The organism is Rhizobium sp. BK313, from assembly GCF_014193655.1.
Classification (GTDB): domain Bacteria; phylum Pseudomonadota; class Alphaproteobacteria; order Rhizobiales; family Rhizobiaceae; genus Rhizobium.
Genome location: NZ_JACHZQ010000001.1, coordinates 1,991,183 through 2,015,022, shown reverse-complemented (window position 1 = coordinate 2,015,022; position 23,840 = coordinate 1,991,183). Strand labels below are relative to the sequence as shown.

Below are 23,840 nucleotides of genomic sequence, written 5' to 3'. Positions count from 1 at the left end.
TGTCTACCGTTTCAGCATTCATGCTCATCGTTTCATGCCCCCGGTTCGCCATCCCAATAATCCACACCGCCGCCCTCGCGCCCGATGAAGCTGAATCGCCGCGGCGTCTCGCCGGCACGATTGGTCTTCGCCATGAACTTGCCGGAGTCCGGATATTCGACGATCTCCGTCCGGGCTTTGGTCGAGATGACGAGATAGATCAGCACGCCCGGGCCGATATTGATGAGCTGATGGGCGGTTTCATGGCCACCGGCGGGCGCTCCCAAGACATCGCCTTTCGCAACCAGAATTCGCCCGCTCCCGAAGCGATATTCGCCTTCGCCGTCGAGAATGACGAAGAGTTCTTCCTCGACGTGATGATTGTGAAACGGACAGCCTGATTTGCCCGGCGGCACCTCGTTATAGCTGATGCCGAGATCCTTCAGCCCGAGCAGTGCACCGAAGGAGGCGTCGCTGCCCGCAAAAAAATCGCCCTGCTGCCAATGATCGAGCTGTAGCTCGCCAAGGTTGACGGCGTGTCTGGTTTTCTCTGTCATCAGGCTCCTCCTTGCCGGTCGCAAATCATTATCGAAGCGAGTGTGCCGGTGGAAGATACAATCTCTGGCACAATTCAATGTTCCTTAAATCCGGATCAGAATCGGCGCAGGTAGCCGAAAAACACTTGCCAAGCGCGGCCCGCCGTGGTTTGACCCGCCGTTATCAAGGTGCTGCCCGCCCTCTCACTCAGCAGGTGACGTATGTCCAGCTCTACCAATGTCCACATCCTCATCGTCGAAGCCCGCTTCTACGATGACATGGCCGACGCTCTTCTCGACGGCGCCAAGACCGCGCTCGAAGAGGCCGGCGCGACGTATGACGTTGTCACCGTGCCCGGCGCACTGGAGATTCCGGCCGCCATCGCCATGGCGCTCGATGGCGCCGACAACGGCGGCACCGAATACGATGGCTATGTCGCCCTCGGCATGGTCATCCGCGGCGAGACCTATCATTTCGACATCGTCGCCAACGAATCCTCGCGTGCGCTGATGGATCTGGCCGTCAGCGAATCCCTGGCGATCGGCAACGGAATCCTGACTGTCGAAAACGACGATCAGGCCTGGGTGCGCGCGCGCCGTTCGGACAAGGATAAGGGCGGTTTTGCCGCCCGTGCAGCGCTGACGATGATCGCGCTGAAACAAAAGTTGGGTGCATAAGTTCATGGGCAATCAGGATAACGAGCGACCGGCAAAGACCGCGAACCAGCGAGGCGCAGCACGCCTTGCCGCCGTTCAGGCGCTCTATCAGATGGATATCGGCGGAACAGGCGTGCTGGAGGTGGTGGCTGAGTACGAGGCACACCGTCTTGGTCAGGAGCTGGACGGTGAGACCTATCTGAAGGCCGACGCATCCTGGTTCCGCTCCATCGTCTCCGGCGTCGTGCGCGAGCAGACCCGGCTCGATCCGCTGATCGGCTCCGCCCTGCAGGACGATTGGGCGCTGTCGCGTCTTGACAGCACCGTGCGCGCTATCCTGCGCGCCGGCACCTTCGAGCTTCTCGACCGCAAGGACGTGCCGATTGCCGTCATCGTCACCGAATATGTCGAGATCGCTCACGCCTTCTTTGAAGAGGATGAGCCGAAGCTCGTCAATGCGGTGCTGGATCGAATCGCCAAGCAGGTCCGCGGCGAAGCCAAGAAATAAGGTTCGACGTCGGCGCCGGTGCTTGTGCCAGGCCGCTTTCGTTTCCTTCGTTCGCGCCCGATTTCATAAACGAATATTCTTTTGAACCTTCATCGGGTGTTTTACCCGCGGTTGGTCTTGACGCGACGTTTTCCCAAACGCAATCTCGCCTTGCACATCTGCCGATCACCTTGGAGGAAGGGGCTGGCTTTTGTCGCAGGCGGCCGGAGGAGGAGTGAACCGCCGGCTTTTTTGGAGGGAAAAAGCGAAATGTCGATTCTTTTAGGTGTTATAGCGTGCGGGCTGCTCTCGGTGATTTACGCCGTCTGGGCAACCCGGTCAGTGCTTGCCGCCGACCAGGGCAATGCACGCATGCAGGAGATTGCAGGTTATATTCGGGAAGGCGCGCAAGCCTATCTGGCGCGTCAATACAGAACCATTGCCATAGTCGGCGTCATCGTTTTCATCCTGGCCTGGCTGCTCCTGTCGGGCGAAGCTGCCATCGGTTTCCTGATCGGCGCCATTCTGTCGGGGGCCGCCGGTTTCATTGGCATGCATGTCTCCGTGCGCGCCAACGTCCGTACCGCGCAGGCCTCGTCGCACAGTCTGTCGGCCGGTCTCGACATTGCTTTCAAGTCGGGCGCCATAACCGGCATGCTGGTCGCCGGCCTCGCTTTGCTCGGCGTCTCCATCTATTTCTACGTGTTGACCGGCATTCTCGGTCATGAACCGGGCTCGCGCGACGTTATCGATGCGCTGGTGGCTCTCGGTTTCGGCGCCTCGCTGATCTCGATCTTCGCCCGTCTGGGTGGCGGCATCTTCACCAAGGGCGCCGATGTCGGCGGCGACCTCGTCGGCAAGGTCGAAGCCGGTATTCCCGAAGACGATCCGCGCAATCCCGCGACCATCGCTGATAACGTCGGCGATAACGTCGGCGACTGCGCTGGGATGGCTGCCGACCTTTTCGAAACCTACGCGGTCTCCGTCGTTGCCACCATGGTTCTCGCCGCGATCTTCTTCGCAGGCACGCCGGTGCTTGCCTCTGCCATGGCCTATCCGTTGGCGATTTGCGGCACCTGCATCATCACCTCGATCATCGGTACCTTCTTCGTCAAGCTCGGGGCGAATGGCTCGATCATGGGCGCACTCTACAAGGGCCTGATTGCCACCGGCATTCTGTCGATCGTCGGTCTTGCGGCGGCCACGTCGCTGACTATCGGCTGGGGTTCGATCGGTGCGGTCTCAGGCTTCGATGTCACCGGAACGAACCTGTTCATGTGCGGCATCGTCGGCCTGATCGTCACGGCGCTGATTGTCGTCATCACCGAATATTATACCGGCACCAACAAGCGGCCGGTCAATTCCATCGCCCAGGCCTCGGTTACCGGCCATGGCACCAACGTCATCCAGGGCCTCGCCGTTTCGCTCGAATCGACAGCGTTGCCGGCGATCGTCATCGTCGGCGGCATTCTTGCCACCTATCAGCTCGGTGGCCTGTTCGGCACCGGCATTGCGGTTACCGCCATGCTCGGCCTTGCCGGCATGATCGTTGCACTCGACGCCTTCGGTCCGGTCACCGACAATGCCGGCGGCATCGCTGAAATGTCGCATCTTCCGCCAGAAGTGCGCAAATCGACCGACGCGCTGGATGCGGTCGGCAACACCACCAAGGCGGTGACGAAAGGCTATGCTATCGGCTCGGCCGGTCTCGGTGCATTGGTGCTGTTCGCCGCCTATTCGAACGACTTGAAATATTTCGCAGCCCATGGCGATCAGTTCCCATATTTCGCGAATGTGGGCACGATCTCCTTCGATCTCTCCAACCCCTATGTCGTCGCCGGTCTGTTGTTTGGCGGCCTGATCCCCTATCTCTTTGGCGGCATCGCCATGACGGCCGTCGGCCGTGCGGCCGGCGCGATCGTCGAAGAGGTGCGCAAGCAGTTCCGCGAAAAGCCGGGCATCATGCAGGGCACCGAGCGTCCTGATTACGGCCGGGCCGTCGACCTTTTGACCAAGGCCGCCATTCGCGAGATGATCATTCCGTCCCTGTTGCCGGTGCTGGCGCCGATCGTCGTCTATTTCGGCGTGCTGCTGATTTCGGGTTCGAAAGCTTCGGCCTTTGCCGCTCTAGGCGCCTCGTTGTTGGGCGTCATCATCAACGGCCTGTTCGTTGCAATTTCCATGACATCGGGCGGCGGTGCCTGGGACAATGCCAAGAAGAGCTTCGAAGACGGCTTTGTCGACAAGGATGGCGTGCGTCACATGAAGGGCTCGGAGGCGCACAAGGCTTCGGTGACCGGCGATACCGTCGGCGATCCCTACAAGGACACCGCCGGCCCCGCCGTCAATCCGGCGATCAAGATCACCAATATCGTCGCGCTGTTGCTGCTTGCCGTTCTCGCCGGATAAAGGCGAACGCCGAACAAATGAAAAACCCGCGAAGCCTGGCTTCGCGGGTTTTTTGATGCGGTCTATCCGGCTTATTGGCCCGGATTGAGGTTGTTGAGGAAGTTCTTCGCACCGTTGATACCGTTGCCGCCGCCCTGCAGAATCTGTTGCAGGAAGGTGATGTCGCGACCGCCGGTCGGCGTCGTGCGGCTGATCATATCGAAGACCTTGCCGTCCTTCAGCGTGTAGTTGGCTTCCTGCTTCACCACGCCGTCCTTGTCGAAATAGATCGCCAGAATGTTCTGGTCGACCAGCTTCGGCTTCATGAAGGCCACGGCGCGTGTGCGCTTCTGGGAGATGTAATAGAAGACTTCGCCATCGAAGGTCGCTGTCGTCGACGGCGTTCCGAGCGAAAGCAGCACCTGCTCGCGGCTCGAGCCGACAGGCACGAGATTGAGCGATTGCTGGTCGAAGATGTAGCCGTTGTTCATGACCTCGCTGGTCTGGCAGCCCGTGAGCCCCGCGGTCGCAATCACCAGGGCGATAGCGGCACTACTGATGAAAGTTCTGTCAGACTTGAAATACCGTCTCGTCAACGACATCTCATCTCCCCTAATGAATCAAACCGATGGCCGAGCGGCCGATATGACCTTGCTGTGCACATCATTGTGGCCATTCCGCGATTGCGGAGGCCTCAGCGATGTTGTTCGGCACTCTTCATCACCAATCATGCACAGTGTGACGACGGTTTGGGGCGGGACCTTGAAGTGGGCACAAACGGCATTGCAATTCGCGCCTGCTTCGGTAAACCAGCTTTCAAGTGGATGCAACAAGGCCGAGCGCAACGGGGCGCTCTGAATGAGCCAATTCCGGGAATTTTCATGATTTTTGGGCTCTTCCGCAAAAGAAATCATAACCAGATCATCGTCGTCAGGCAGTATGACGTCCTGACCTCCATGGCGCGGCAGCCGGGTTTCTATACGGATTATGACGTGCCCGACACGGTTATGGGCCGTTTCGAGCTGCTGTCGGTGGTGATGATCCTGTTTTTCCGCCGGACGCGTTCGTCCGAGACCAGCGGCCAGGAGCTCGCGCAGGAAATCGTCGATGCCTTTTTCGAGGATATCGATTATTCCATCCGCGAACTTGGAATTGGCGACAACAGCGTGCCGAAGCGGATGAAGAAACTGGCCGGCATGTTTTATGGGCGGCTGGAAAGCTATGCCGCCGCGATGGACGGTAATGACAGGACCGCGCTGGCCGTCGCACTTCAGCGCAATATCTACCCCAAGGCAGGCGAGGGTGCTCCCCCGATGACCGGACTGGCGGATTGGATGATGACGGCAGAGGCGCATCTGGCAGGAGTTACCGAAACGGAGATCGCCACCGGCTCCGCGACACTCCCGCAGCCGTCTCAGATCGATGACGCCGTACCTCACGCTGGCAAAGACGCACCTTAGGAGACAAAAATGAAAAGACCCAACTCCGACGAAACGCCCTTTTCCTATTCAGTGAAGGTCGGCCATATCTCCGCCAACCCGGTTGATGTGCATCTCGAAGCGGATAGCCGGGAGCTTGCGGGCCTGGCCAAGCTTTGGGAAGTGCTTTCCGTGGAGAAGCTCGCGGCCGATCTGAAGATTTCGCGCTGGAAGCGCGATGGCATCCGCGTCAAGGGCAATGTTCGCGCGAAGATCGTCCAGGCCTGTGTCGTCACGCTCGATCCGGTCGAATCGGAGATCGATGAGAATTTCGAGCATATTTTCATCCCGGAGGATTCGAAGCTGGCACGCGCCCCGTCCATGGATGCCGGCGAAATGGTGCTCGATCCCGACGGTCCGGATCTTCCGGAAACGTTCACCGGCGATACGATTGATGCCGGCGCTGTCGTGACCGAATTTGCCGCGCTTGCCATCGATCCTTACCCGCGCAAGCCCGGTATCGAGTTCGAGGATCACATCGAGGACACAGGCGAAGAGGACAAGAAACCCTCGCCATTCGCGGTCTTGAAAGACTGGAAAAAGGAATAGATCACCCTGGTAATTGAACACAATTCAGTTGTAACGCGGGGAGAAACCGGTATTTTGACGCCAATTTCGCCGGGCCCGGCGGACAAGAAGGACTAGGGACGCGTGATCAGAATTTCTCTTGACCTAATGGGTGGCGACTTCGGCCCTGAGGTTGTTATTCCTGGCGCGGCCAAGGCGCTGGATAGGCATCCCGATATTACCTTCATCATGTACGGCATGAAGGAACGGTGCGAAGCGATCCTCGGTAAATATCCGAAACTCCGCGAAAAATCCGTCTTTCACGAGTGCGATGTCGCTATCAGCATGGATGAAAAGCCGAGCCAGGCGCTGCGCCGCGGCCGCTACATATCCAGCATGTGGCGCTCGATCGAGGCGGTGAAAACTGGCGATGCCGATGTGGTCGTTTCCGCCGGCAATACCGGTGCGCTGATGGCCATGGCGAAGTTCTGCCTGCGCACCATGGCCAATATCGAACGTCCTGCAATCGCCGCGATCTGGCCGACATTGCGGGGCGAAAGCATTGTGCTCGATGTGGGCGCGACGATCGGCGCTGATTCGCAGCAATTGCTCGATTTCGCCTTGATGGGCGGCGCCATGGCGCGCGCGCTCTTCGAGATCGAGCGACCGACCATCGGACTGCTGAATGTTGGTGTCGAAGAAATCAAGGGCCAGGAAGATGTCAAGGAAGCCGGCCGCCTGATCCGCGAAGCCAATCTTGAATCGCTCGAATATTTCGGTTTCGTCGAGGGCGACGATATCGGCAAGGGCACGGTCGATGTGGTGGTGACGGAGGGCTTTTCCGGCAATATCGCGCTGAAGGCCGCCGAGGGTACGGCAAAGCAGATCGGCGCCTATCTGCGCTCCGCCATGACGCGCACGCTGCTCGCCCGCATCGGTTATATCTTCGCCAAGGGCGCCTTCGACCTGTTGCGTGAGAAGCTCGATCCGAGCAAGGTTAATGGCGGGGTTTTCCTCGGCCTCAACGGTATCGTCATCAAGAGCCATGGCGGCGCCAATGCCGAGGCCTTCGCGGCCGCCATCGATGTCGGCTATGACATGGCCAAGAATGGCCTCACTCAAAAAATCGAAAACGATCTGAAAAAATATCATGCCAAACGGCAGCCGCCGATCGGACCGGAAGCGGCATGAGCGACGGGGTATAACAAGAATGATCCGTTCAGTTGTTCGCGGATTTGGGTCGGCGCTCCCCAAGCGCGCCATGACCAATCGCGAGATGGAGCAAGTCGTCGACACCAGCGACGACTGGATTGTGCAGCGCACCGGCATTCGCCAGCGTTATATCGCCGGCGAAGGCGAAACGACCGCCTCGCTCGGCGAGCAAGCGGCGCGGGCGGCGCTTGCCAATGCCGGCCTGACGGCAGATGATCTCGATCTGATCATCGTCGCCACCTCGACGCCGGATAACACGTTTCCTGCGACTGCTGTGAACATCCAGAGCCGCCTCGGCATGCATCATGGCTTCGCCTTCGATGTCCAGGCCGTCTGTACGGGCTTCGTCTATGCGGTGACGACCGCCGACGCCTATATCCGTGGTGGCCTTGCAAAGCGCGTCCTCATCATCGGCGCCGAAACATTTTCCCGCATTCTTGACTGGACGGACCGCACGACCTGCGTCCTCTTCGGCGACGGCGCCGGTGCGATTATTCTGGAGGCAGGCGAGGGGACCGGCGTCAGCACCGACCGTGGCGTGCTGACGGCCAGCCTGCGTTCCGATGGAGCGCACAAGGACAAGCTCTATGTCGACGGCGGCCCTTCCTCGACGGGAACGGTCGGCGTGCTGCACATGGCGGGCCGGGAGGTGTTCAAACATGCGGTCGGGATGATCACGGATGTCATCCAGGCCACCTTCGACGCCGCAGGGCTGACAGCCGATGATCTCGACTGGTTGGTGCCGCATCAGGCAAACCGCCGCATCATCGACGGCTCGGCCAAAAAGCTCGGAATTGCTCCCGAGAAGGTTGTGATTACCGTGGACCTTCATGGCAATACTTCAGCAGCATCGATCCCGCTCGCGCTTGCCGTTGCGGCAGGTGACGGACGAATCAAGAAGGGCGATCTGGTGATGCTGGAAGCCATGGGCGGCGGTTTTACCTGGGGCGCCGTCCTGCTGCGCTGGTAGGCCGCGTCTCTAAAATCCGATTCCTAACAAGAGCTTGACCGTTTGGTGCAAGGGCAATAGTCTCTTGCAGCTTGGATAAAATTACGTAGCAATATGGGCGGGGAACTATGACGGGCAAGACAGTGACGCGCGCGGACTTGGCGGAGTCGGTATTCCGGAAAGTCGGCCTCTCCCGGACCGAATCGGCGGAACTCGTCGAAACGGTTATCGATGAAATTTGCAACGCCATCGTGCGTGGCGAGACTGTAAAACTCTCCTCCTTCGCGACGTTTCAGGTGCGCGATAAGAATGAACGCATCGGTCGAAATCCGAAGACCGGCGAGGAGGTGCCCATCTCTCCGCGCCGCGTGATGACGTTCAAGGCGTCCAATGTTCTTAAGACGCGCATCCTGAAGGCCCATGCCAGCCGCAAGGCAAAAGCCCGGCCGGCAAACCCCGTTTCCTGATCCACTCAAGACAGACATTGGCAGCGCCCGCGGCACGCGTGCTGGCACGCTGTTTTCCAAGCCTTTCGCGGTTATTTTTCGGCTTGCTTGTGAAAGAGCTGAAGAGACGACTTGAATTTCTCCCGGCAAACCGTTGAAATGTGATGAGTCGTATCGCGATGAGCCGCGGTGCGGATATCCGGTTTCGCATGATCTGGCCTGAATGGCGCCGGAGTCATGCTGTGGGAGTATGACGATGGACAAGAGCCCGGATGCTTTTCGCACGATCAGCGAAGTCGCGGAAGACCTTGATCTGCCGCAGCATGTCCTGCGTTTCTGGGAAACCCGTTTCCCTCAGATCAAGCCGATGAAGCGCGGCGGCGGCCGGCGCTACTATCGTCCGGAAGACGTCGACCTGCTGAACGGCATCCGCCATCTGCTCTATGACCACGGCTATACGATCAAGGGTGTTCAGAAGCTTCTGAAAACCAATGGCAACAAATTCGTTATTGCCGTCGGCCATGGCGATCTCGCGAGCGTCGAGGCACTTGCCGCTGCCACGCAAGAGCCGGCCGTGGCCGAGCCGCGCGTCGGCTCACCCGACGATGACCAGATCGTCGGCCGCGCCAAGGCGCCGATCAGCCGCCGCTTCTTTAATTTCGTCAGCGGGGAAGACGAAGTTCCTGATGTTTCCATCGGCAAATCGAGTGTCGGCAAGGAAGATCGGGCACTGTTGCAGGAGACGCTCTACGACCTGCTGGAGTGCAAGCGACTGCTGGATCAGGTGCGGTAAAGCAACGCCGCACTCTGAGAAACTCTTCTCCTCTACCTGATGTTTGTGATGTCGCTGACGCAGCGCCTGGAATTGCGCGCTGAACGCCGCGCAACCAGGTGGGTTCGGCTGGCGCCTGGAGGCGGATCGACCGTTTGCCGAAATCCCCGCCTATCTGCGAATTGGGAGATCAGTTACACCTGCGTGGAACGACCGGATTTGCCTGGCTTGGCGCAACGATCGATTTGCCGTCGGCGGAGCGGGGCAGCGTCCAGCACGCGTTCGGGTCTTTTTCGTCCGTGTCGCTCGTGTCGCCTCCACCGGTAATGGTGTTGCGATAGTTGCCGTAGTCGTCCGCGCCCGGACTATCGCCCCAGCCGCCGCGATCGCCGCCAAATCCACGGCCGTTGGACTCCGCCATTGCCGTCGTGACCATGCCGACGGTGAGGAGAGATACGCTTAAAATCCTGAAAAACATGAGCTTTTCCTGCTGATCTGGTCATCTGCACCGGCGTTCGGCTGTCAGAGACACGGTAATCCCGGCCCGCGGATTGTATTTATTTATCGCGATCATTCAACACAACTAAAATACGTTGCTGATGAAGGATGACAATTCCTAGACGCTTCATTGTGAGCAATTGCTACATATAAGGGCAAATGTAAGTGATATTTTTGTCACTTATAGGATTCTACATTAATGTGACAATTAGTATGCCTTACTTATTAACTTGCAAGGTCCCGGTGCCGGGTCCAGCTTCGGCGTCGAAGCTTCATTGCTTCGCCCTCACCATGAGGGGGACTTAGATCAGGTTAATGGGGCGGCCCGACACTGTCCGCCGCAAGCCCATTCCTGGTGGACATTCGAATGGAGACACCATGAACATCAAGAGCCTTCTTCTCGGCTCCGCTGCTGCAATGGCAGCGGTGACCGGCGCCCATGCTGCGGACGCCATCGTTGCGGCCGAACCCGAGCCGCTGCAATATGTGCGTATCTGCGATGCCTACGGTACCGGCTATTTCTTTATTCCCGGCACGGACACTTGCCTCAAGATTGGCGGCAAAGTCCGCACGGAAGGCGAATGGTACGATGCCTATAATCCCAAGAGCAAGGTCGGCACGCTCTGGCATGATCGCACCGAGTTGAATGTCGATACGGCGACGGACACGGAATATGGTGCCCTGAAGACCAATCTTATCCTGCGCTGGGAATGGAATGACGGAGGAGATACCGCTTCGAAGCTGCTGTTTGCCAATATCAGTCTCGGCGGCTTCACCGTCGGCAAGCTTGACTCGCAGTACAACCTCTATGCCGGATATGCCGGTGACGTCATCAACGACGACGCGATCTATGACGGTCCGTATGAACTCAACCAGTTGACCTACAACTATGATGGCGGCAACGGCTTCACTGGCGTCATTTCGTTGGAAGACAGCAATTCGACGTCGGACTCGGATAGCTACGGCGGCGCTTGGGTTACCTCTAAGGCCGACCACTATGCGCCCAACGTCGTCGCCGGCCTGGGCTACACGACCGGCACGCTGGGCTTGAAGGTCGTTGGCGGCTACGACTCCATCGTCGAGGAAGGCGCTATCAAGGCCCGTATCGATGCCAAGTTCGGCGGCGTGGAAGCGTTCCTGATGGGCGGTTGGAATACGGATGGCGATAAGCTCAACCAGTATGCCGGCTCCTATCAGGATGAATCGGCCTGCACGACCCCTGATGGTGTTGTCCATGGGGCAAAGTGCGGCTGGGGTGATTGGGCCGTATGGGGCGGCATTGGTGTACCGATAAACGACAAGCTGAAGTGGAACCTGCAGCTCGCTTATACCGACTCGAAGATGTTCGAGGCGACAACCAACGTCAGGTTCAACCCAGTCCAGCACCTGCTCATCGAACCGGAATTGACCTATATGCACTACGACTTCATCAATGATGATACGGTTGCCGGCGTCCTCCGTTTCGAGCGGAATTTCTGATCAAATCTGATTGGACCGATCTTCGATCATTGGCGCATGATTTCGCAAATCGCTGCCATTTCATGCGGCCACAGATATAAGATTGGAAAATGGAAGAAGGGGCCGGCCACAGTGCCGGGCCCTTTGTTTTTAAAGTCGTTTTGTTGGCGCCGGGTCGTAAAATCCCTCCTCGGCCGGCTTCGCTGCGTGGCAATCGAAATATGCCGCACCGATGGTGTCATCTGGTTAACTAGTTGGTAAGGGGAGGCTTGCGCTTACGTACCCTTGGCTGTACTCCGCTGCGCAGAAACAACACTTTAAATTGCCGGAGAAGAGTATGCGCATACGTGCTGCCATGGCGATCAGTCTTTTCGCCATATCGACCATTTTGTCTAGCTGCCAGACGCCGCAGGAATCTGCTGCCAGTGCCGAAATGACCTGTCAGGCCCAGGGTCTGCGCCCGGGGACTCAGCGTTATGGCCGCTGCGTCGGTACCACCTACCAGGCCAACCGGGCCCAGGCGCAGCAGGCCGAAAACCAGGCTGCCGCAGGCGTTGCTGCCGGCATCATCGGCGGCGTTCTCGTCGGCGCTGCGGTCAGCGACGATCATTACCATCACGGCTATTACGGCCGTCCCTACTACCATCGTTGCTATCGCTGCTGGTAGCCTTGGCGATCAGCCCGCCTGAAAAACGAAAACTCCGCAGACACCGCGTCGGCGGAGTTTTTTTGCCGGGTTCTGCTCACGATTTAGTGGAAAGCTGAACCGCTAGAACGGTCGGGTCATCACTTCCCTGCTGACGAGCCTCAGACTGCGATCCGGCTGGATGATGTAGGTTTCGTAGACATCCTGTCCCCACTGATTGACGAAATGGTGCTGCATCCGCGTGCCTGGAGGCGATAGTGTCAGCTTCATTTGCGGCTGACCGCGATAGGTGATGCTGCCGGGAATCGGTTGCAGGGATTGTTCGGTTGTCGTGCATGCAGCCAGCAGCGGCGCGCATAGCAGGAGGGCAATCAGGGGCTTCATCGCCGTAACTTTCTAATCACTTCTTATTCAATGAAAATCCGCCCTGGAAGAAAGACGGAAAAGCATCTGTGAGCGCGGCTCCAAGCCACTATATAGAAGTAATGCCGGAGTGGTCGGCGGCAAGGTTTTTTCACGCAGATTTGCTTGGATCCGCCGCCGTTGCAATTTGAAGGAGTGACACATGCGAACGATCACCAGATTGATAGCGGCTGCGGGTTTTGGTGTATTGCTGGCGGCAAGCGTAGCCATGCCTGCCGGCGCCATCATCATGCCCACGCTCTCGGTACCGGAGCATAAATCCGACATTATCCAGGTCCACGACCATGGACACTGCCACAACAACAGCCGTTGGCGCGGCCATCAGATCCATGGCTTCGACGGCTACTATGACGATGACTCTGACAGCGGCGTGCTCTTCAAGTCCTTCGTGACCGGTACGCTCTTCAACAGGCAGCGCACGGAAGGCTATTACAGCGGCCGCGCACAGGCCTGCGCCGACCGCTACCCATCCTACCGCGCCTCGGACAATACATACCAACCGAGTCACGGACCGCGGCGGGTGTGCCGGTGAGCCGACTGGTGGTCAACGAAAAGCATCGCTCGTATCGTTAGCGGTGCCCCAAAAGGATATTCCTATGGAGCCAACCGGCGATATCAAGGAGATGGATGGTCAGGCAAACGAGAAGATATAGACAAACTATTCTCGCTCGGCCGCCTTGATGCTTGCCTGAGGGCAATAAAAAGCTGCCGCAGACCGGCGGTCGGTAGTTGCGACGGGCTCACGCCCCAGTTGCCAACGCATATATCCTGAGCTGCAGGGGCAAACATAAAAACTAGGGTCGAACGTTTATGTTGCCGGGCGGCTTGTCGTCGCTTCTGATCTTTTGTCCATCCAGATATCCGTGCTCGAATGCCTTCGCCTGTGGGCTGCCTTCCGGATACGGATTCTCTTCGGGTTCGCTCTGTTTTTTTCCAGCTTCTATTCCACACGCGTACGCGGCAGCCTCTTCATCGTGGGGAGCTTCGGCTATGAGAGGTTGGTCCTCATGCTTTGCCATAATTTCATCTCCCTGGAGAACGATACCGCAGGCCTTCTCCGCCCTTGGATTATCAGGACTGTTTTTTGATCGCTTCGATAATCGCCTCAAGTTCACCCATCGTGACCAGGCCCAGCATGTGTTGATCGGCCAAATCAACGAGAGCTGCGGCAACTTCCCGCTCGTTCCATCCGGCCGCGACGGCGCGCTTCGCCACTTCCGCAAAGGCGGAATGGAGTGCGAATTGGCACCAAGAATAGCGATCAGGGTCCGTTTGCCCGACGGGCGGCGGCTGAATGTCAATCATCTCTAAAATATCGTGATGACGTTCAGAAACATCAAGGGACCCCGTGAACCTTAGCGTAAAACCCGCCATTGCTGGCGGGCTTTCTCTCATTGCTGAGCAGGGGCCGTCGCAGGCGGCGTCGCTGTTGCCGGTGGCTGCGTCGTGGTGGTCTGGGCCGGCGGAGGCGTTGCATCCGTCGGGCTGGTACGAGGCCAGAAGCTCCACGCCAATGCGGCTAGGATAATAGCCCCCAAGATAACCACCCACTGCGCCCAAGGAGGGCGGCGTGAAAGCGGCGTAGTTCTCAGGTCTGGGCTTGGTCGATTGAGATCATTGCTCATGGTTATACTCCTCCACACCATAAACCTTTGGCTGCAACAAAGGTTCCGACGATGAAAAAATGGTGCGGTACGGGGAGTGTCCGTCTAACCTCGTCCAATCTCGTGTGACACTACTGTCGAAAAGCCAAACGATCTCAGCGATACGATTTCTCCCCTACGAAATTGGGAAACCATCGACTGAAACGAACGCGGAACTGTGAGCATCTTGTTCGAGATATTTTCGGGACTTTGCGTTTTCTAAAACGCGCACTTTGTGTGCTTTTGGTTTCGTCTTTTCCGGCCCACCGCTCGGTGAAAACCAAATTAACCAGGGATATCAAGGAGATAAATGGTCGGGGCGACTGGACTCGAACCAGCGACCCCTTGACCCCCAGTCAAGTGCGCTACCGGGCTGCGCTACGCCCCGACCTGCCGAAAAGGCCTGTTTCGTTTATGGTTTCGGCTTTCAGGATGCAAGTGGAAAATGCAGTCGCCGGAATAAAAATGGAACAAGCAGTGCGGCAGGATAGTTGCTGCGTGCCATCCTGCGAAAGTTTCGCGCGACGATCATAGGCCGAATTTTTGTTTGCCCTCCAATCACCGACTTAGCTGCACCACGACGCCGTCTGCCCTGTCCAGCGGCGGGCCAGCCCCTCAGCAACCAGCTGATCGCCAATGGACCGGCCGGCGCGCATGGCGATGCGGTATTTGCCGCCGTGTTGGTCGTCGCCGCGCCCACTGGCGGAGAGCACAAAGGTGTCGCCGTTGAGAAGGGCTTGCAACCGTAGTTTCGCGGCGGTGGCTTTTTGCCGCTCGCCGGCGCAATGGGACGGCTCGATATCAGGTACATCGATGTCCGCCAGGCGGATTTTGATTCCGTTCTGCCAGAAAGTGTTACCGTCGACGACACAGTTTATACCGGCCTCGCCGCCGCATAGGCCGAATCGCCCGGTGGTTTCAGGCGGGGCGGCGACCAGTGTCCGGTCCGCCGGCACTGCAACGGGAATGACATTGGGTGGGACTGGCAAGGTCGAAGCCGGGTGTTCGGGAACGACGACAGCCGTTCTTATTTTGGGCTTGGCGGTCGGCAACGGCGTATCCTGCGGCACATGCCGAACGCCGATGGTGCCGGCATAGGCCTGCAATGACGGCATATCCCTGCGATGCTCATAGGCGAAAATACCCGCCACGGCCCCCAGACCGACTATGCCCCATAGCCACATCGAATTGCCCGTTTTGGACTGTGGCTTGCGCCGCGTGCGCCGTTTCGCTTTTGCCATGGCTTCATTCCTCGATTACCGGGGAATTATCGCCAAGATTTCTTACCGATCCGTTGGCTTTTCAATTGTCGGCGCTGCGCCGGACCCTTCTTCACTTCGAGGCGTTGGCGGCTGGCTTCAGCTTTACCGCCATAGTGACTTGGCCGCGCACCATTAGCTTCAGCCCGCGGCCGTCGATGTTGGTGACATCGGTATTGCTGGAAAGGCCGTTGATCTGGCAATCATCCGCGATCGTGTCGAGCAGCACGGTGCAGTTGCTGGCGGCAATACGAAGGATTTGATTGCGTCCTGCTGCTGCTTTTCATCGTTGCCGTCCGTGATCGGGATGGAAAGCGATATCCCGGATTGCACGGAAATATAGCCGTCGGGAATTTGGTGCGGATTGCGCAACGGCAACGCTGAAAGGGACTGTGAAAAGGCGGGCGCCGCCGCGCTGAGGAGGAGCAATGCTGCCGGGATCATGCGCTTTTTCATAGGAAGCCTCCGTTTCTTCGGCTTCTTATCTCAGGCTTCGATGAAGGCTTCGTGATTGTGTAACTTAAAATTGTAATACAGTGAGGGTTGTGGCGTGTATTCTTGCGAGTCAGGAATGCTTCAACATAAAGGCCGCGCCCACAAAACCTTCCTTGCCAAGCCCCCGAGCAAAGCGCATAGTCACTTTCTGTTATCGCCGGTTATAAAGCGGGCACCGGCGACCGTATTTGCGTGCTGCCCGATGGACAAGGCGGCGCCTATGTTGGAAACCTCCATCCACCCTCAGGATTTACCCCTGTTTTCAGACGATTTGGATCGTTTGGAAAAGGTCTTGGATGCCGTCTGCGAAGATCGCGGGATCAGTTCCCGCAGCCCTGAAGCCGAGCGCCTTGGCGCACTGATCATCCAGCTCTATCGCCAGGGCGTGAAGGAAGATGCGAAGCTTGTCGCGCTTGCAAGAGCCTATCTCTGACACTTTCGTTGTCGGCCATCTAATCGATTTAAGCCAATTTCACATAGCAGCAATGATGCTTTGTGCCTGTTCGAATCCGCTTTGCCGCCTTATATTTGCTGCATCGCACAAACAGAGTCGATTGCTCGATGTCGTCGGCCCCTGCGGGGTCAATGTGCGGCCGCCCGCCAAACAAAATCAACAACGGTGGGCGCGGATAATTTGAAAGGTCCATGATGAATTTCAAAGTTCCGAGCCGGCTTCGCCGTATGCTCGTTGATTCCGTTGAGTTGCCACAGCTCAAATTTCCCGTGACGCGGCCGCAATCGCAACCGGCACGCCGGCGCGTATCCACGCGACTGGTGCCGCAGCGTCTGACGGAGGTCCTGTGGTTCGGGCGTAATCCTGGCGACCTGCGCATGCTGGAATATGTGCCGCCGGGCGTCGAAGGTCCGATGCCGCTGGTGGTCGTTTTGCATGGTTGTCACCAGAATGCCGAGGATTTCGATCGCGCTAGCGGCTGGACGGCCTTGGCGCGTCAGCATGGTTTCGCTGTGCTTTATGCCGAGCAGAAGCTCGCCAACAACGCCAATCTCTGTTTCAATTGGTTCCGCCCGAGCCTGGTGACCCGTGATCGCGGCGAACTGGGTTCGATTCGCGAGATGATCGATTTCAGTCGCCAGCTTCACAAAATCGACGACAGCAAGATCTTCGTCATGGGCCTGTCGGCCGGCGGTGCCATGGCTTCGGCGCTGCTTGCTACCTATCCGGATCTGTTTGCAGCCGGTGCCATCATCGGTGGCCTGCCTTTTGGCGCTGCCCGCGATGCCATGTCCGCACTGGATGTGATGAATAGAGCCGCTGTCCGCCCTGCCGAAAAATGGGCGGAACTCGTCCGCGAAGTCTCGCCGGATGCCGCCCGTTTTCCGGCAATATCCATCTGGCACGGAACTGATGACAACGTCGTATCGTTCCGCAATGCCGAAGCGTCGGTCGCGCAGTGGCTGGCCGTGCATGGACGTCCGCAGACCAAGGGCCGGTTGCGGCTGTTCGAAGGCGGCGAGCGGCGCGAATGGCGTAACGACTACGGCGACATGGTGCTGGAACTGGTGACCCTGAACGACTTCGGTCACGGCTTACCGATCGGTCCCGTCATCGAGGGCAGGGAGCCGGCCAACGATACCGAGCGCTTCATTTTGCCGGCCGCCGTTTCTGCGCCGGAGCAACTGGTTCGGAGTTGGGGGCTGGCTTAAGCGCTAGTCGTCGTTGGTGGCGTTCAGATTTTCCGGCCGGATGCCACCATCTTGATCCCAGTGCTTGAAACGAATGCCGGCGCCGCCGGCTTCGTCACTGCCACTTGCAATGAACGATATACCCCGGGCTTCGAGTGCGGCACGCACCGCGACCACCACCTTGGCATCCACCGAACTGACATCCGTTTCCAGCGCTTCTATTGACGCGATGGATTGCTTGCTGTCGGTAGCGAGTATTTCTGTCGTAAGTCCCAGCATGGCGCGCGCGCCACGTATTTGCGCTGAAGTTATCATGGTTGAAATCTAGCGCATAACCCCGAAAATCGGAACTGATTTTCGGAAACGAATTGTGCGCAGACATCAGATCCTGCCGCGCCTTGGACATCCTTCAGGAAGCGCTGCGCAGCACCACTTTCTCCGGCGTTCTTAGGAGGTTAGGAACGCGATAGCCAAGTAATTCGAAGTAGATTTCCTCGGTCGCATCGGCCATGCCGGCGAGCGTATAGCCGTCCTTGCGCCGCCGTGCTTCGGCGGTGAAGCTTCGCAGTAATTTGGAGTCGGCAAAACGCGTCATCGCCGCCGCCAGCTCCGACGGATCGTCGCTGTTGGCGACGATATAGCCGTTCTTACCGGGCTCGATCACCGTGCGCGCGCCGCCGACATCGGTCAGCAGAAGTGGCTTGCCGCCCGCCGCAGCTTCCAGCATGACATAGGACATTGCCTCGTAGCGGCTCGGCATGACGACGACGTCGAAGGCGTCGACCGCGGTGGCGCCGGGAATGGCGCCATCGAGGTGGGCGCGATCTTCGAGGCCGGCGGCCTTGATCATGCCGCTGACGGTGTCGGCCAGTTCGCCTATCCCGATCATAAGCAGGTGCGCCTGCGGCAAGTCCGTCGCGATGCGGGCAAAGGCCTCGACGAGTCGCTCCGGCGCTTTCTGTGGCGTCAGCCTGCCGACGAAACCGAAGAGCAGAGCGTCCTGCGGTATCCCATAGCGTGCACGGATGGCGGCGCGTTGACCGGATGGGGGTGCGCTGACGCCGTTGACGACGATACGCAGCCGATCCTCCGGAATGCCGAGCGACAGCGCGTGATTGTATTCGTCGCGGGACACGCAGATCAGGCGATCGGATAGCCAGGTGCCGAGCAGTCTTTCGATCCCGCCATAGATCATCCGGCCTCTTGATCCGAGTGTCGGGTCCATGGTGCGGAAGGCATGCGGTGTATAAATCACCGGGATATGCGGACCCGGCAATCTCAGTCGCGTGAGCGCCCCCGCCTTGGAGCTGTGGCCATGAACCAGATGGAACGGCCCCTGCTGAGCAATGATCCGGCGAATTTGCCACCAGGCGGTGACATCCCATGGCCCCGGCGCACGCCGCATGGCGAGAGAGATGACGCTGTCGAGGCCCATGCCTTCCAACTCCGCGACGAAAGCCGCTTCGGCGCGCAGAGGCGAATAGATCGCCGTGACCGAATGGCCGCGGCGCTGCATGGCGCGGCAGAGGTCCAGGAAGTGCCGCCCGGAGCCGCCGCCGCTTGGTTCGAGAACTTGCAGCAGCGAAAGGCGTTTGAAGCCGACGTTGATGTTCACGGTGCTGCTTCCCTTCGGGCCAAGCTACGCTGATACTGTTGCTCGAGCGCCCCGCAGCCCCAGACGATGCCGATAAGCATGTAGAGATGGCGCCAATGGTCGGTGTCGATGACGTTGCCGATGCCGACATGGCCGAGAATGACGATCCAGGCGATCATCACGTAGGGCTGCCAGGGCCGTTCCTTCAAAAGGTTGCGGAAGCCGATATAGACGGTCCAGCAGATCATGCTGACCCAGCAGAAAAAGCCAAGCCAGCCATAGGTGGTCAGTGTTTTCAGCCAGATATTGTGCTCGTCCTCCCGAAAGAGGGTGGAAAAGACCAGGGGGCCGATGCCGAGCGGCCTTTCCATCGACAACATGAAACCGAGGCGATGACGTTCGAAACGGCCGAGATGGCCGCCGTCGTAGTCCTGCACGAGTTGCGTGCGCGTCGAGAACAGGTCGCTGACCTGATGGAACTGCAGCGCGACGACTAGGAGGACGACCATGAGAATGATCGCCGTCAGCGACATCACCAGGATGCGTAGCCGGAAGGCATTGCTGCGATGTTTCAACAGCATGCAGAAGATCAGCGCCACCGAAGCGAAGGCGAACAATCCCCAGGCGGCGCGCGAGAAGGAGAGGAAGATGCCGAAGGCCAGAACGAACAGACCTATCCCCTTGATCGGCGCCTTCTTCAGGTCGCCGATCAGGATGCCGTGCATGAGATAGATGGTCGGTGTCACCAGGTAAGGACCAAAGACGTTCGGGTCTTGGAACACGCCCATGGCGCGATCGTAGCGGGTGAAGATTTCAGCGCCGGGAAAGGCGTGGAAGTAGCCGAGAATGCCGAGGCTCGCTGTGATCAGCGCGGCAACGACCCAGGTGTTGAAGATCAGCTTCAACCGCTTTTCGCTGTCTTCGATGATTGCGGCATAGAAGACGGAACTCAGCGCCAGGAAGGTAGAGACGGCGACATAGATCGGTCCGTCGAGATGACCGCCGCCGAGGTCGCGCATCTGTGTCAGCGACAGCATGCCGCCGACATTGAAGGTCAGGAACAGCGCCAGGAGCGGCGCAACATTGCGCGAGATTTTCAGGCCGAGGACGAACCAGACGCCGATGAGAAAGGCGACCCACAGCTCATAGGGCGCCGGTTCGGCGATAACGAAGCCTGACAGAAAGACCCCGAAGGCAACGCAAGCCGTGCCGATCAGCCGCAATGCTGCGAGCTGAGGCCGGTCGACGCGCTGATAGGGGAGATCGATCGCGGTCAATAGGCGTTTTCCGTGTTGAGAAGACGGAAGGGCGTCAGAAACAAGATCTTCAGATCGAAGTACAGCGACCAGTTCTCGATGTAGTAGAGATCGTAAGCCGTGCGGAACTTGATCTTGTCGTCGCTGTCGATCTCGCCCCGCCAGCCGTTGATCTGCGCCCAGCCGGTGACGCCGGGCTTGACGCGATGGCGGGCGAAATAGCCTTCGACCACATCGGCATAAATGCGGTTGTGGCTTGCCGCCAACACCGCATGCGGGCGCGGGCCGACGAGCGACAGGCTGCCGAGCAGCACGTTGAAGAGCTGCGGCAATTCGTCGATCGAAGTCTTGCGGATGAAACGTCCGACCGGTGTAACGCGCGGATCGTTCTTGGTTACGGCATTGCGGGCCGTCGGGTCGCTCAAATTGGTGTACATCGAGCGGAATTTGAAGACGTTGATGATCTCGTTGTTGAAGCCATGGCGCTTCTGCATGAAGAAGACCGGCCCCTTCGACGTCGTCTTCACGGCGATTGCGGCACCAAGCATGATCGGCCAGAGCAGGCAGAGCGCCAGCAGGCTGAAGAAGACATCGAAGATGCGCTTGGCGACGCCGTCCCAATCACGGATCGGCTTGTTGAAGATGTCGAGCATCGGCACTGCGCCGACATGCGAATAAGCGCGCGGACGGAAGCGCAACTTGTTGGCATGCGCTGCCAGGCGGATATCGACAGGCAGCACCCAAAGCTTCCTGAGGAGCTGTAGAATACGGTCCTCGGCGCTGATCGGCAGCGCGATGATCAGCATATCGACGCGTGTCAGCCGGGCAAATTCGACCAGCTCGGCGACAGTACCGAGTTTCGGGTATCCGGCGACCATCACCGGCGAGCGTTTCTCGCCGCGATCGTCGAAGATGCCGCAGATGCGGATATCGTTGTCGGGCTGGTGCTCCAGCGCGCGGATCAGTTCCTTGGCAGGCTCACCGCCGCCGACGATGACGGCGCGTCTTTCCATGATGCCGTTGCGCGCCCAGTGGCGGATGCCATAGGCAAACACCGCTCGCGCGACCACGAGGAAGGCTGTGCCGGCAGCGAGCCAGATCGCGAGCATACGGATCGAATAGATATGGCGCAGATCGAAGGGCAGCAGTGCAAGGGCCATCACCGCAAACGCGGCCACCCATGACACCAGGATGCGGTGCGGGAAACGGTGTGGCGCACGCAATATCGGGATCTGATAGGCGTCCGCCACTTGCAGGAAGACGATGGCGAGACCGCAGAGCGCGATCGTTACCACTGCCTGCGACAGGAAGGGATAAGTCCCGGGCGTGGTCTGGAAGAAGATAACTGCAAGCCCGACGGCAAGCAACGACAGGAATTCGAAAAGCCGGTATTGTCCGATGATGATCGCCGGCGTCTGATTGTCTTCGCGAAATTGCTCGGCGATTTGACGGGCATAAGCGTTTATGTCGCCGGCCTGATAATCGGCGCCTTGTTCCTCAGCACTGCGAGTGCGGATTTCCGAAACCTGCTTGCGAATATTGTCCAAGTTAAATTGCTCGGACTTTTCGATATGGTTCATGGCAATTCATCCGGTCGTTACCGGAGATTGCCTAGCAGATATGAGCTAAGAAACGCTTACAACACTTGTTTGTATTCTAATGTTCGTCGCTGTATGCAAGTATATTATAATATAATTCTATAGTATCTCTTGCCATCACCGAGGCCGAAAATGTCGATCGGATCGTCTCGGTATCCGGCATGGTTTGCTGACGCCACGTCGGCTCGGTAATCGCCGCCGCCATGACGCGAGCAAGATCGTCGGCATTGCCTGACTCCGCGAGTGCAGGGCTGTGCTCACCAAGCGCTTCGGCAATACCGCCGACACGCGAGGCGATCACCGCTTTCTCGGCCGCCAAGGCTTCCAGCACGATATAAGGCATGGCTTCAGCGCGTGACGGGACGACGACATTCTGCGACATGGAAAAGGCTTCATGCACGCGCATGGCCGGCAGCATGCCGATGCGGTGCCCAAGGCCCCGCTGGATCATCATGGTACGATATTTATCCTTGTCCGGTCCGTCGCCGATCATCAATGCGGATAGAGGCCGGCCGATCTGCCGTTCGGTCTTGGCGAAGGCGTCCACAAACAGATCGGGACCTTTTAGGTCCCGCAGCATGCCGATATAGACGAAATGCACGGAGTCCGATCGCGTGGGTATGTTCCGGAAATCGCGCTCGCTGATGCCGTTGTAGATCATCGCGGTGCGCGTTCGGGGCTTGCCGATCTTGTTTTCGTAACTTCGGCGCTCGAATTCGCAGATGAAGATCAGCCCGTCGGTCAGAAATTCCAGCAGCCGCTCCAAAGTGTGGACCAACAGGCCTTGTGGCGAGGCGCGCGAGAAATGCAGGCTGCCGCCATGCGCAGTATAAAGGCGGGCTACGCGATACTTGTTCACCCGCAAGGCTGAGCCGAGGATGCGCGCAAGCAGGCCGCCTTTGGCGCCGTGCCCGTGCAGCACATCCGGCCGCAAACTTTTGACTTTGTTGTAGCTGTTCCAGAGCGTCGTGGCGTCGGACAGGCTGATGTGACGCTTGATCGGCAGGCGCGTCACGCCGAGCGAGAGGAAGGGCCTGACATCGTCGAACAGCAAATCCTCATGCGTTCCGCCGGTGAGGCTATCGCAGAGAATACCGACCTCATGTCCCGCCTTGCTCTGTTCCTCCGCCAGATCGCGGACATGGCGGAACACCCCGCCGACCGGAGACCTGAAGCAATGAAGGATGCGGAGCGGTTTTGCCATGATCGGGAACGGTTAGAATAGCCGTTCGCGGACATAGATCGTGTCTCCCGCCAGGACCGGATCGGAGATGCCGACCCGCCCGGTCATCACATGACCATTGATCTTGCGCGTGACGTCGGCATTGGACTGATTCGCGCGGCTGCTGAAGCCGCCGGCAACCGCGATGGCGTTCTGTATCGTCATGCCAGGCACATAAGAATACTGACCGGGCTGGCCGACTTCGCCCATGATGTAGACCGAGCGGTAGCGATCGATGTCGATAGTGACGTCGGGATCGCGGATATAGCCTTGACGAAGTTTCTGCGCGATCTGGCCGGAAAGCTGTTGCTGCGTACGACCGCGCACAGGGACCTGGCCGATCAGCGGGAAGGCGATGTAGCCGGCCTGATCGACCGTATAGGTGTTCGTCAAACCTTCCTGGTCGAAGACGGTGACGCGCAGGCGGTCGCCGCTATCCAGCGTGTAGGGCTGAATCGTTGCTTCACTGAAGGCTTTCGGCGCCGGCTGATAGGTGTTGCAGCCACTGAGCGCAGCGCTCACGGCAGCCATGCCGAGTGCTAGGACAATCTTTGGCTTTGCGAAGGGCATTTCGCGCTCACAGGAGATGAAAATCACTGTCGTCGTTATCGATCCGTTAGGGTTAACGGTCGGTAAAGAGCAAGAAAAATTCCATGTTCTTTATTAGAAATTTCGAAAATAATACATGGAAAG

Annotated in this window: 28 protein-coding genes and 1 tRNA gene; 14 read left to right on the top strand and 15 right to left on the bottom strand. The window is 58.6% G+C overall.

Annotated features, from left to right (window positions below; all coding sequences use genetic code 11):
* Window positions 1–32 precede the first annotated feature (32 nt).
* Window positions 33–536 carry a cupin domain-containing protein gene (locus tag FHT86_RS09650; protein ID WP_133706586.1) on the bottom strand — a complete coding sequence of 168 codons (504 nt, stop codon included), beginning with the start codon at window positions 534–536 and terminating at the stop codon, window positions 33–35.
* 201 nt (window positions 537–737) lie between these two features.
* Here FHT86_RS09650 and FHT86_RS09645 point away from each other — a divergent pair, with 201 nt between their 5' ends.
* The 3 genes from FHT86_RS09645 to FHT86_RS09635 all read left to right on the top strand — a co-directional run bounded on the left by FHT86_RS09645 (window position 738) and on the right by FHT86_RS09635 (window position 4,068).
* Complete coding sequence (locus FHT86_RS09645) at window positions 738–1,193, top strand: 6,7-dimethyl-8-ribityllumazine synthase (protein ID WP_133706585.1); 456 nt, start codon at window positions 738–740, stop codon at window positions 1,191–1,193.
* A 4-nt stretch (window positions 1,194–1,197) separates the two neighbouring features.
* Window positions 1,198–1,680 (top strand): transcription antitermination factor NusB, encoded by a 483-nt coding sequence (gene nusB, locus FHT86_RS09640; RefSeq protein ID WP_133706584.1) that lies wholly within the window; start codon window positions 1,198–1,200, stop codon window positions 1,678–1,680.
* A 249-nt stretch (window positions 1,681–1,929) separates the two neighbouring features.
* Window positions 1,930–4,068, top strand: coding sequence for a sodium-translocating pyrophosphatase (locus FHT86_RS09635; RefSeq protein ID WP_133706583.1), 2,139 nt, complete (start codon window positions 1,930–1,932; stop codon window positions 4,066–4,068).
* A gap of 71 nt (window positions 4,069–4,139) precedes the next feature.
* Here the strand turns inward: FHT86_RS09635 and FHT86_RS09630 are convergent, their stop codons facing one another.
* The gene (locus FHT86_RS09630) at window positions 4,140–4,649 is read right to left on the bottom strand and encodes an outer membrane protein assembly factor BamE (RefSeq protein ID WP_133706582.1); all 510 of its coding nucleotides are present in this window, start codon (window positions 4,647–4,649) and stop codon (window positions 4,140–4,142) included.
* A 222-nt stretch (window positions 4,650–4,871) separates the two neighbouring features.
* Here FHT86_RS09630 and FHT86_RS09625 point away from each other — a divergent pair, with 222 nt between their 5' ends.
* The 6 genes from FHT86_RS09625 (at window position 4,872) to FHT86_RS09600 (ending at window position 9,432) form a co-directional block, all read left to right on the top strand.
* Entirely contained in the window at window positions 4,872–5,507 is a 636-nt protein-coding gene (locus tag FHT86_RS09625; RefSeq protein WP_183868762.1) for a ubiquinol-cytochrome C chaperone family protein, read from the top strand.
* 9 nt (window positions 5,508–5,516) lie between these two features.
* Window positions 5,517–6,074 (top strand): DUF177 domain-containing protein, encoded by a 558-nt coding sequence (locus FHT86_RS09620; RefSeq protein WP_133706580.1) that lies wholly within the window; start codon window positions 5,517–5,519, stop codon window positions 6,072–6,074.
* A 102-nt stretch (window positions 6,075–6,176) separates the two neighbouring features.
* Entirely contained in the window at window positions 6,177–7,223 is a 1,047-nt protein-coding gene (gene plsX / locus FHT86_RS09615; RefSeq protein WP_133706579.1) for a phosphate acyltransferase PlsX, read from the top strand.
* Between the two features lie 19 nt (window positions 7,224–7,242).
* On the top strand, window positions 7,243–8,214 hold the full coding sequence (locus FHT86_RS09610; RefSeq protein WP_133706578.1) for a beta-ketoacyl-ACP synthase III: 972 nt from the start codon (window positions 7,243–7,245) through the stop codon (window positions 8,212–8,214).
* Window positions 8,215–8,321: 107 nt separating this feature from the next.
* A complete protein-coding gene (locus tag FHT86_RS09605; protein WP_028753299.1) occupies window positions 8,322–8,660 on the top strand; it encodes an integration host factor subunit alpha in 339 nt (112 codons plus the stop codon).
* 229 nt (window positions 8,661–8,889) lie between these two features.
* Entirely contained in the window at window positions 8,890–9,432 is a 543-nt protein-coding gene (locus tag FHT86_RS09600) for a MerR family transcriptional regulator (protein ID WP_133706577.1), read from the top strand.
* A gap of 169 nt (window positions 9,433–9,601) precedes the next feature.
* Here the strand turns inward: FHT86_RS09600 and FHT86_RS09595 are convergent, their stop codons facing one another.
* Window positions 9,602–9,889, bottom strand: coding sequence for a hypothetical protein (locus FHT86_RS09595; RefSeq protein WP_133706576.1), 288 nt, complete (start codon window positions 9,887–9,889; stop codon window positions 9,602–9,604).
* Between the two features lie 398 nt (window positions 9,890–10,287).
* Between FHT86_RS09595 and FHT86_RS09590 the strand changes: the two genes are divergently transcribed.
* Window positions 10,288–11,388 (top strand): porin, encoded by a 1,101-nt coding sequence (locus FHT86_RS09590; RefSeq protein WP_133706575.1) that lies wholly within the window; start codon window positions 10,288–10,290, stop codon window positions 11,386–11,388.
* A 316-nt stretch (window positions 11,389–11,704) separates the two neighbouring features.
* Window positions 11,705–12,034: a hypothetical protein gene (locus FHT86_RS09585; protein WP_133706574.1), complete on the top strand. Its 330-nt coding sequence runs from the start codon at window positions 11,705–11,707 to the stop codon at window positions 12,032–12,034.
* A gap of 102 nt (window positions 12,035–12,136) precedes the next feature.
* On the opposite strand, the gene FHT86_RS09580 is transcribed toward FHT86_RS09585, so the two are convergent.
* Entirely contained in the window at window positions 12,137–12,397 is a 261-nt protein-coding gene (locus tag FHT86_RS09580) for a hypothetical protein (RefSeq protein ID WP_133706573.1), read from the bottom strand.
* A gap of 181 nt (window positions 12,398–12,578) precedes the next feature.
* Here FHT86_RS09580 and FHT86_RS09575 point away from each other — a divergent pair, with 181 nt between their 5' ends.
* Complete coding sequence (locus FHT86_RS09575; protein WP_133706572.1) at window positions 12,579–12,968, top strand: BA14K family protein; 390 nt, start codon at window positions 12,579–12,581, stop codon at window positions 12,966–12,968.
* A 262-nt stretch (window positions 12,969–13,230) separates the two neighbouring features.
* Here FHT86_RS09575 and FHT86_RS09570 read toward each other — a convergent pair whose 3' ends face one another.
* From FHT86_RS09570 to FHT86_RS37935, 5 genes are all read right to left on the bottom strand, one after another.
* On the bottom strand, window positions 13,231–13,455 hold the full coding sequence (locus tag FHT86_RS09570) for an Sf3a2-prov protein (protein WP_133706571.1): 225 nt from the start codon (window positions 13,453–13,455) through the stop codon (window positions 13,231–13,233).
* A 52-nt stretch (window positions 13,456–13,507) separates the two neighbouring features.
* Complete coding sequence (locus FHT86_RS09565) at window positions 13,508–13,810, bottom strand: hypothetical protein (protein WP_133706570.1); 303 nt, start codon at window positions 13,808–13,810, stop codon at window positions 13,508–13,510.
* Between the two features lie 580 nt (window positions 13,811–14,390).
* Window positions 14,391–14,467: transfer RNA gene (locus FHT86_RS09560), tRNA-Pro, on the bottom strand.
* A 178-nt stretch (window positions 14,468–14,645) separates the two neighbouring features.
* Complete coding sequence (locus FHT86_RS09555; RefSeq protein ID WP_133706568.1) at window positions 14,646–15,320, bottom strand: thermonuclease family protein; 675 nt, start codon at window positions 15,318–15,320, stop codon at window positions 14,646–14,648.
* Between the two features lie 91 nt (window positions 15,321–15,411).
* Window positions 15,412–15,567, bottom strand: coding sequence for a hypothetical protein (locus FHT86_RS37935; protein WP_246779418.1), 156 nt, complete (start codon window positions 15,565–15,567; stop codon window positions 15,412–15,414).
* 486 nt (window positions 15,568–16,053) lie between these two features.
* On the opposite strand from FHT86_RS37935, the gene FHT86_RS09545 reads away from it, so the two are divergent.
* Complete coding sequence (locus FHT86_RS09545; RefSeq protein WP_133707121.1) at window positions 16,054–16,266, top strand: hypothetical protein; 213 nt, start codon at window positions 16,054–16,056, stop codon at window positions 16,264–16,266.
* 212 nt (window positions 16,267–16,478) lie between these two features.
* Window positions 16,479–17,498 (top strand): alpha/beta hydrolase family esterase, encoded by a 1,020-nt coding sequence (locus FHT86_RS09540; protein ID WP_246779417.1) that lies wholly within the window; start codon window positions 16,479–16,481, stop codon window positions 17,496–17,498.
* Window positions 17,499–17,501: 3 nt separating this feature from the next.
* Here FHT86_RS09540 and FHT86_RS09535 read toward each other — a convergent pair whose 3' ends face one another.
* The 6 genes from FHT86_RS09535 to FHT86_RS09510 form a co-directional block, all read right to left on the bottom strand.
* A complete protein-coding gene (locus FHT86_RS09535) occupies window positions 17,502–17,756 on the bottom strand; it encodes a DNA-binding protein (RefSeq protein ID WP_246779416.1) in 255 nt (84 codons plus the stop codon).
* Between the two features lie 130 nt (window positions 17,757–17,886).
* Entirely contained in the window at window positions 17,887–19,092 is a 1,206-nt protein-coding gene (locus FHT86_RS09530; protein ID WP_133706565.1) for a glycosyltransferase family 4 protein, read from the bottom strand.
* Window positions 19,089–20,348: an O-antigen ligase gene (locus tag FHT86_RS09525; RefSeq protein WP_133706564.1), complete on the bottom strand. Its 1,260-nt coding sequence runs from the start codon at window positions 20,346–20,348 to the stop codon at window positions 19,089–19,091. Before FHT86_RS09525 ends, FHT86_RS09530 begins: the two co-directional genes overlap by 4 nt.
* Window positions 20,345–21,907 carry an undecaprenyl-phosphate glucose phosphotransferase gene (locus tag FHT86_RS09520; protein WP_133706563.1) on the bottom strand — a complete coding sequence of 521 codons (1,563 nt, stop codon included), beginning with the start codon at window positions 21,905–21,907 and terminating at the stop codon, window positions 20,345–20,347. The genes FHT86_RS09525 and FHT86_RS09520 overlap by 4 nt, the downstream gene beginning before the upstream one ends.
* Window positions 21,908–21,983: 76 nt before the next feature.
* Window positions 21,984–23,129 carry a glycosyltransferase gene (locus tag FHT86_RS09515; protein WP_133706562.1) on the bottom strand — a complete coding sequence of 382 codons (1,146 nt, stop codon included), beginning with the start codon at window positions 23,127–23,129 and terminating at the stop codon, window positions 21,984–21,986.
* 12 nt (window positions 23,130–23,141) lie between these two features.
* Window positions 23,142–23,717 (bottom strand): polysaccharide biosynthesis/export family protein, encoded by a 576-nt coding sequence (locus tag FHT86_RS09510; RefSeq protein ID WP_133706561.1) that lies wholly within the window; start codon window positions 23,715–23,717, stop codon window positions 23,142–23,144.
* Window positions 23,718–23,840 lie beyond the last annotated feature (123 nt).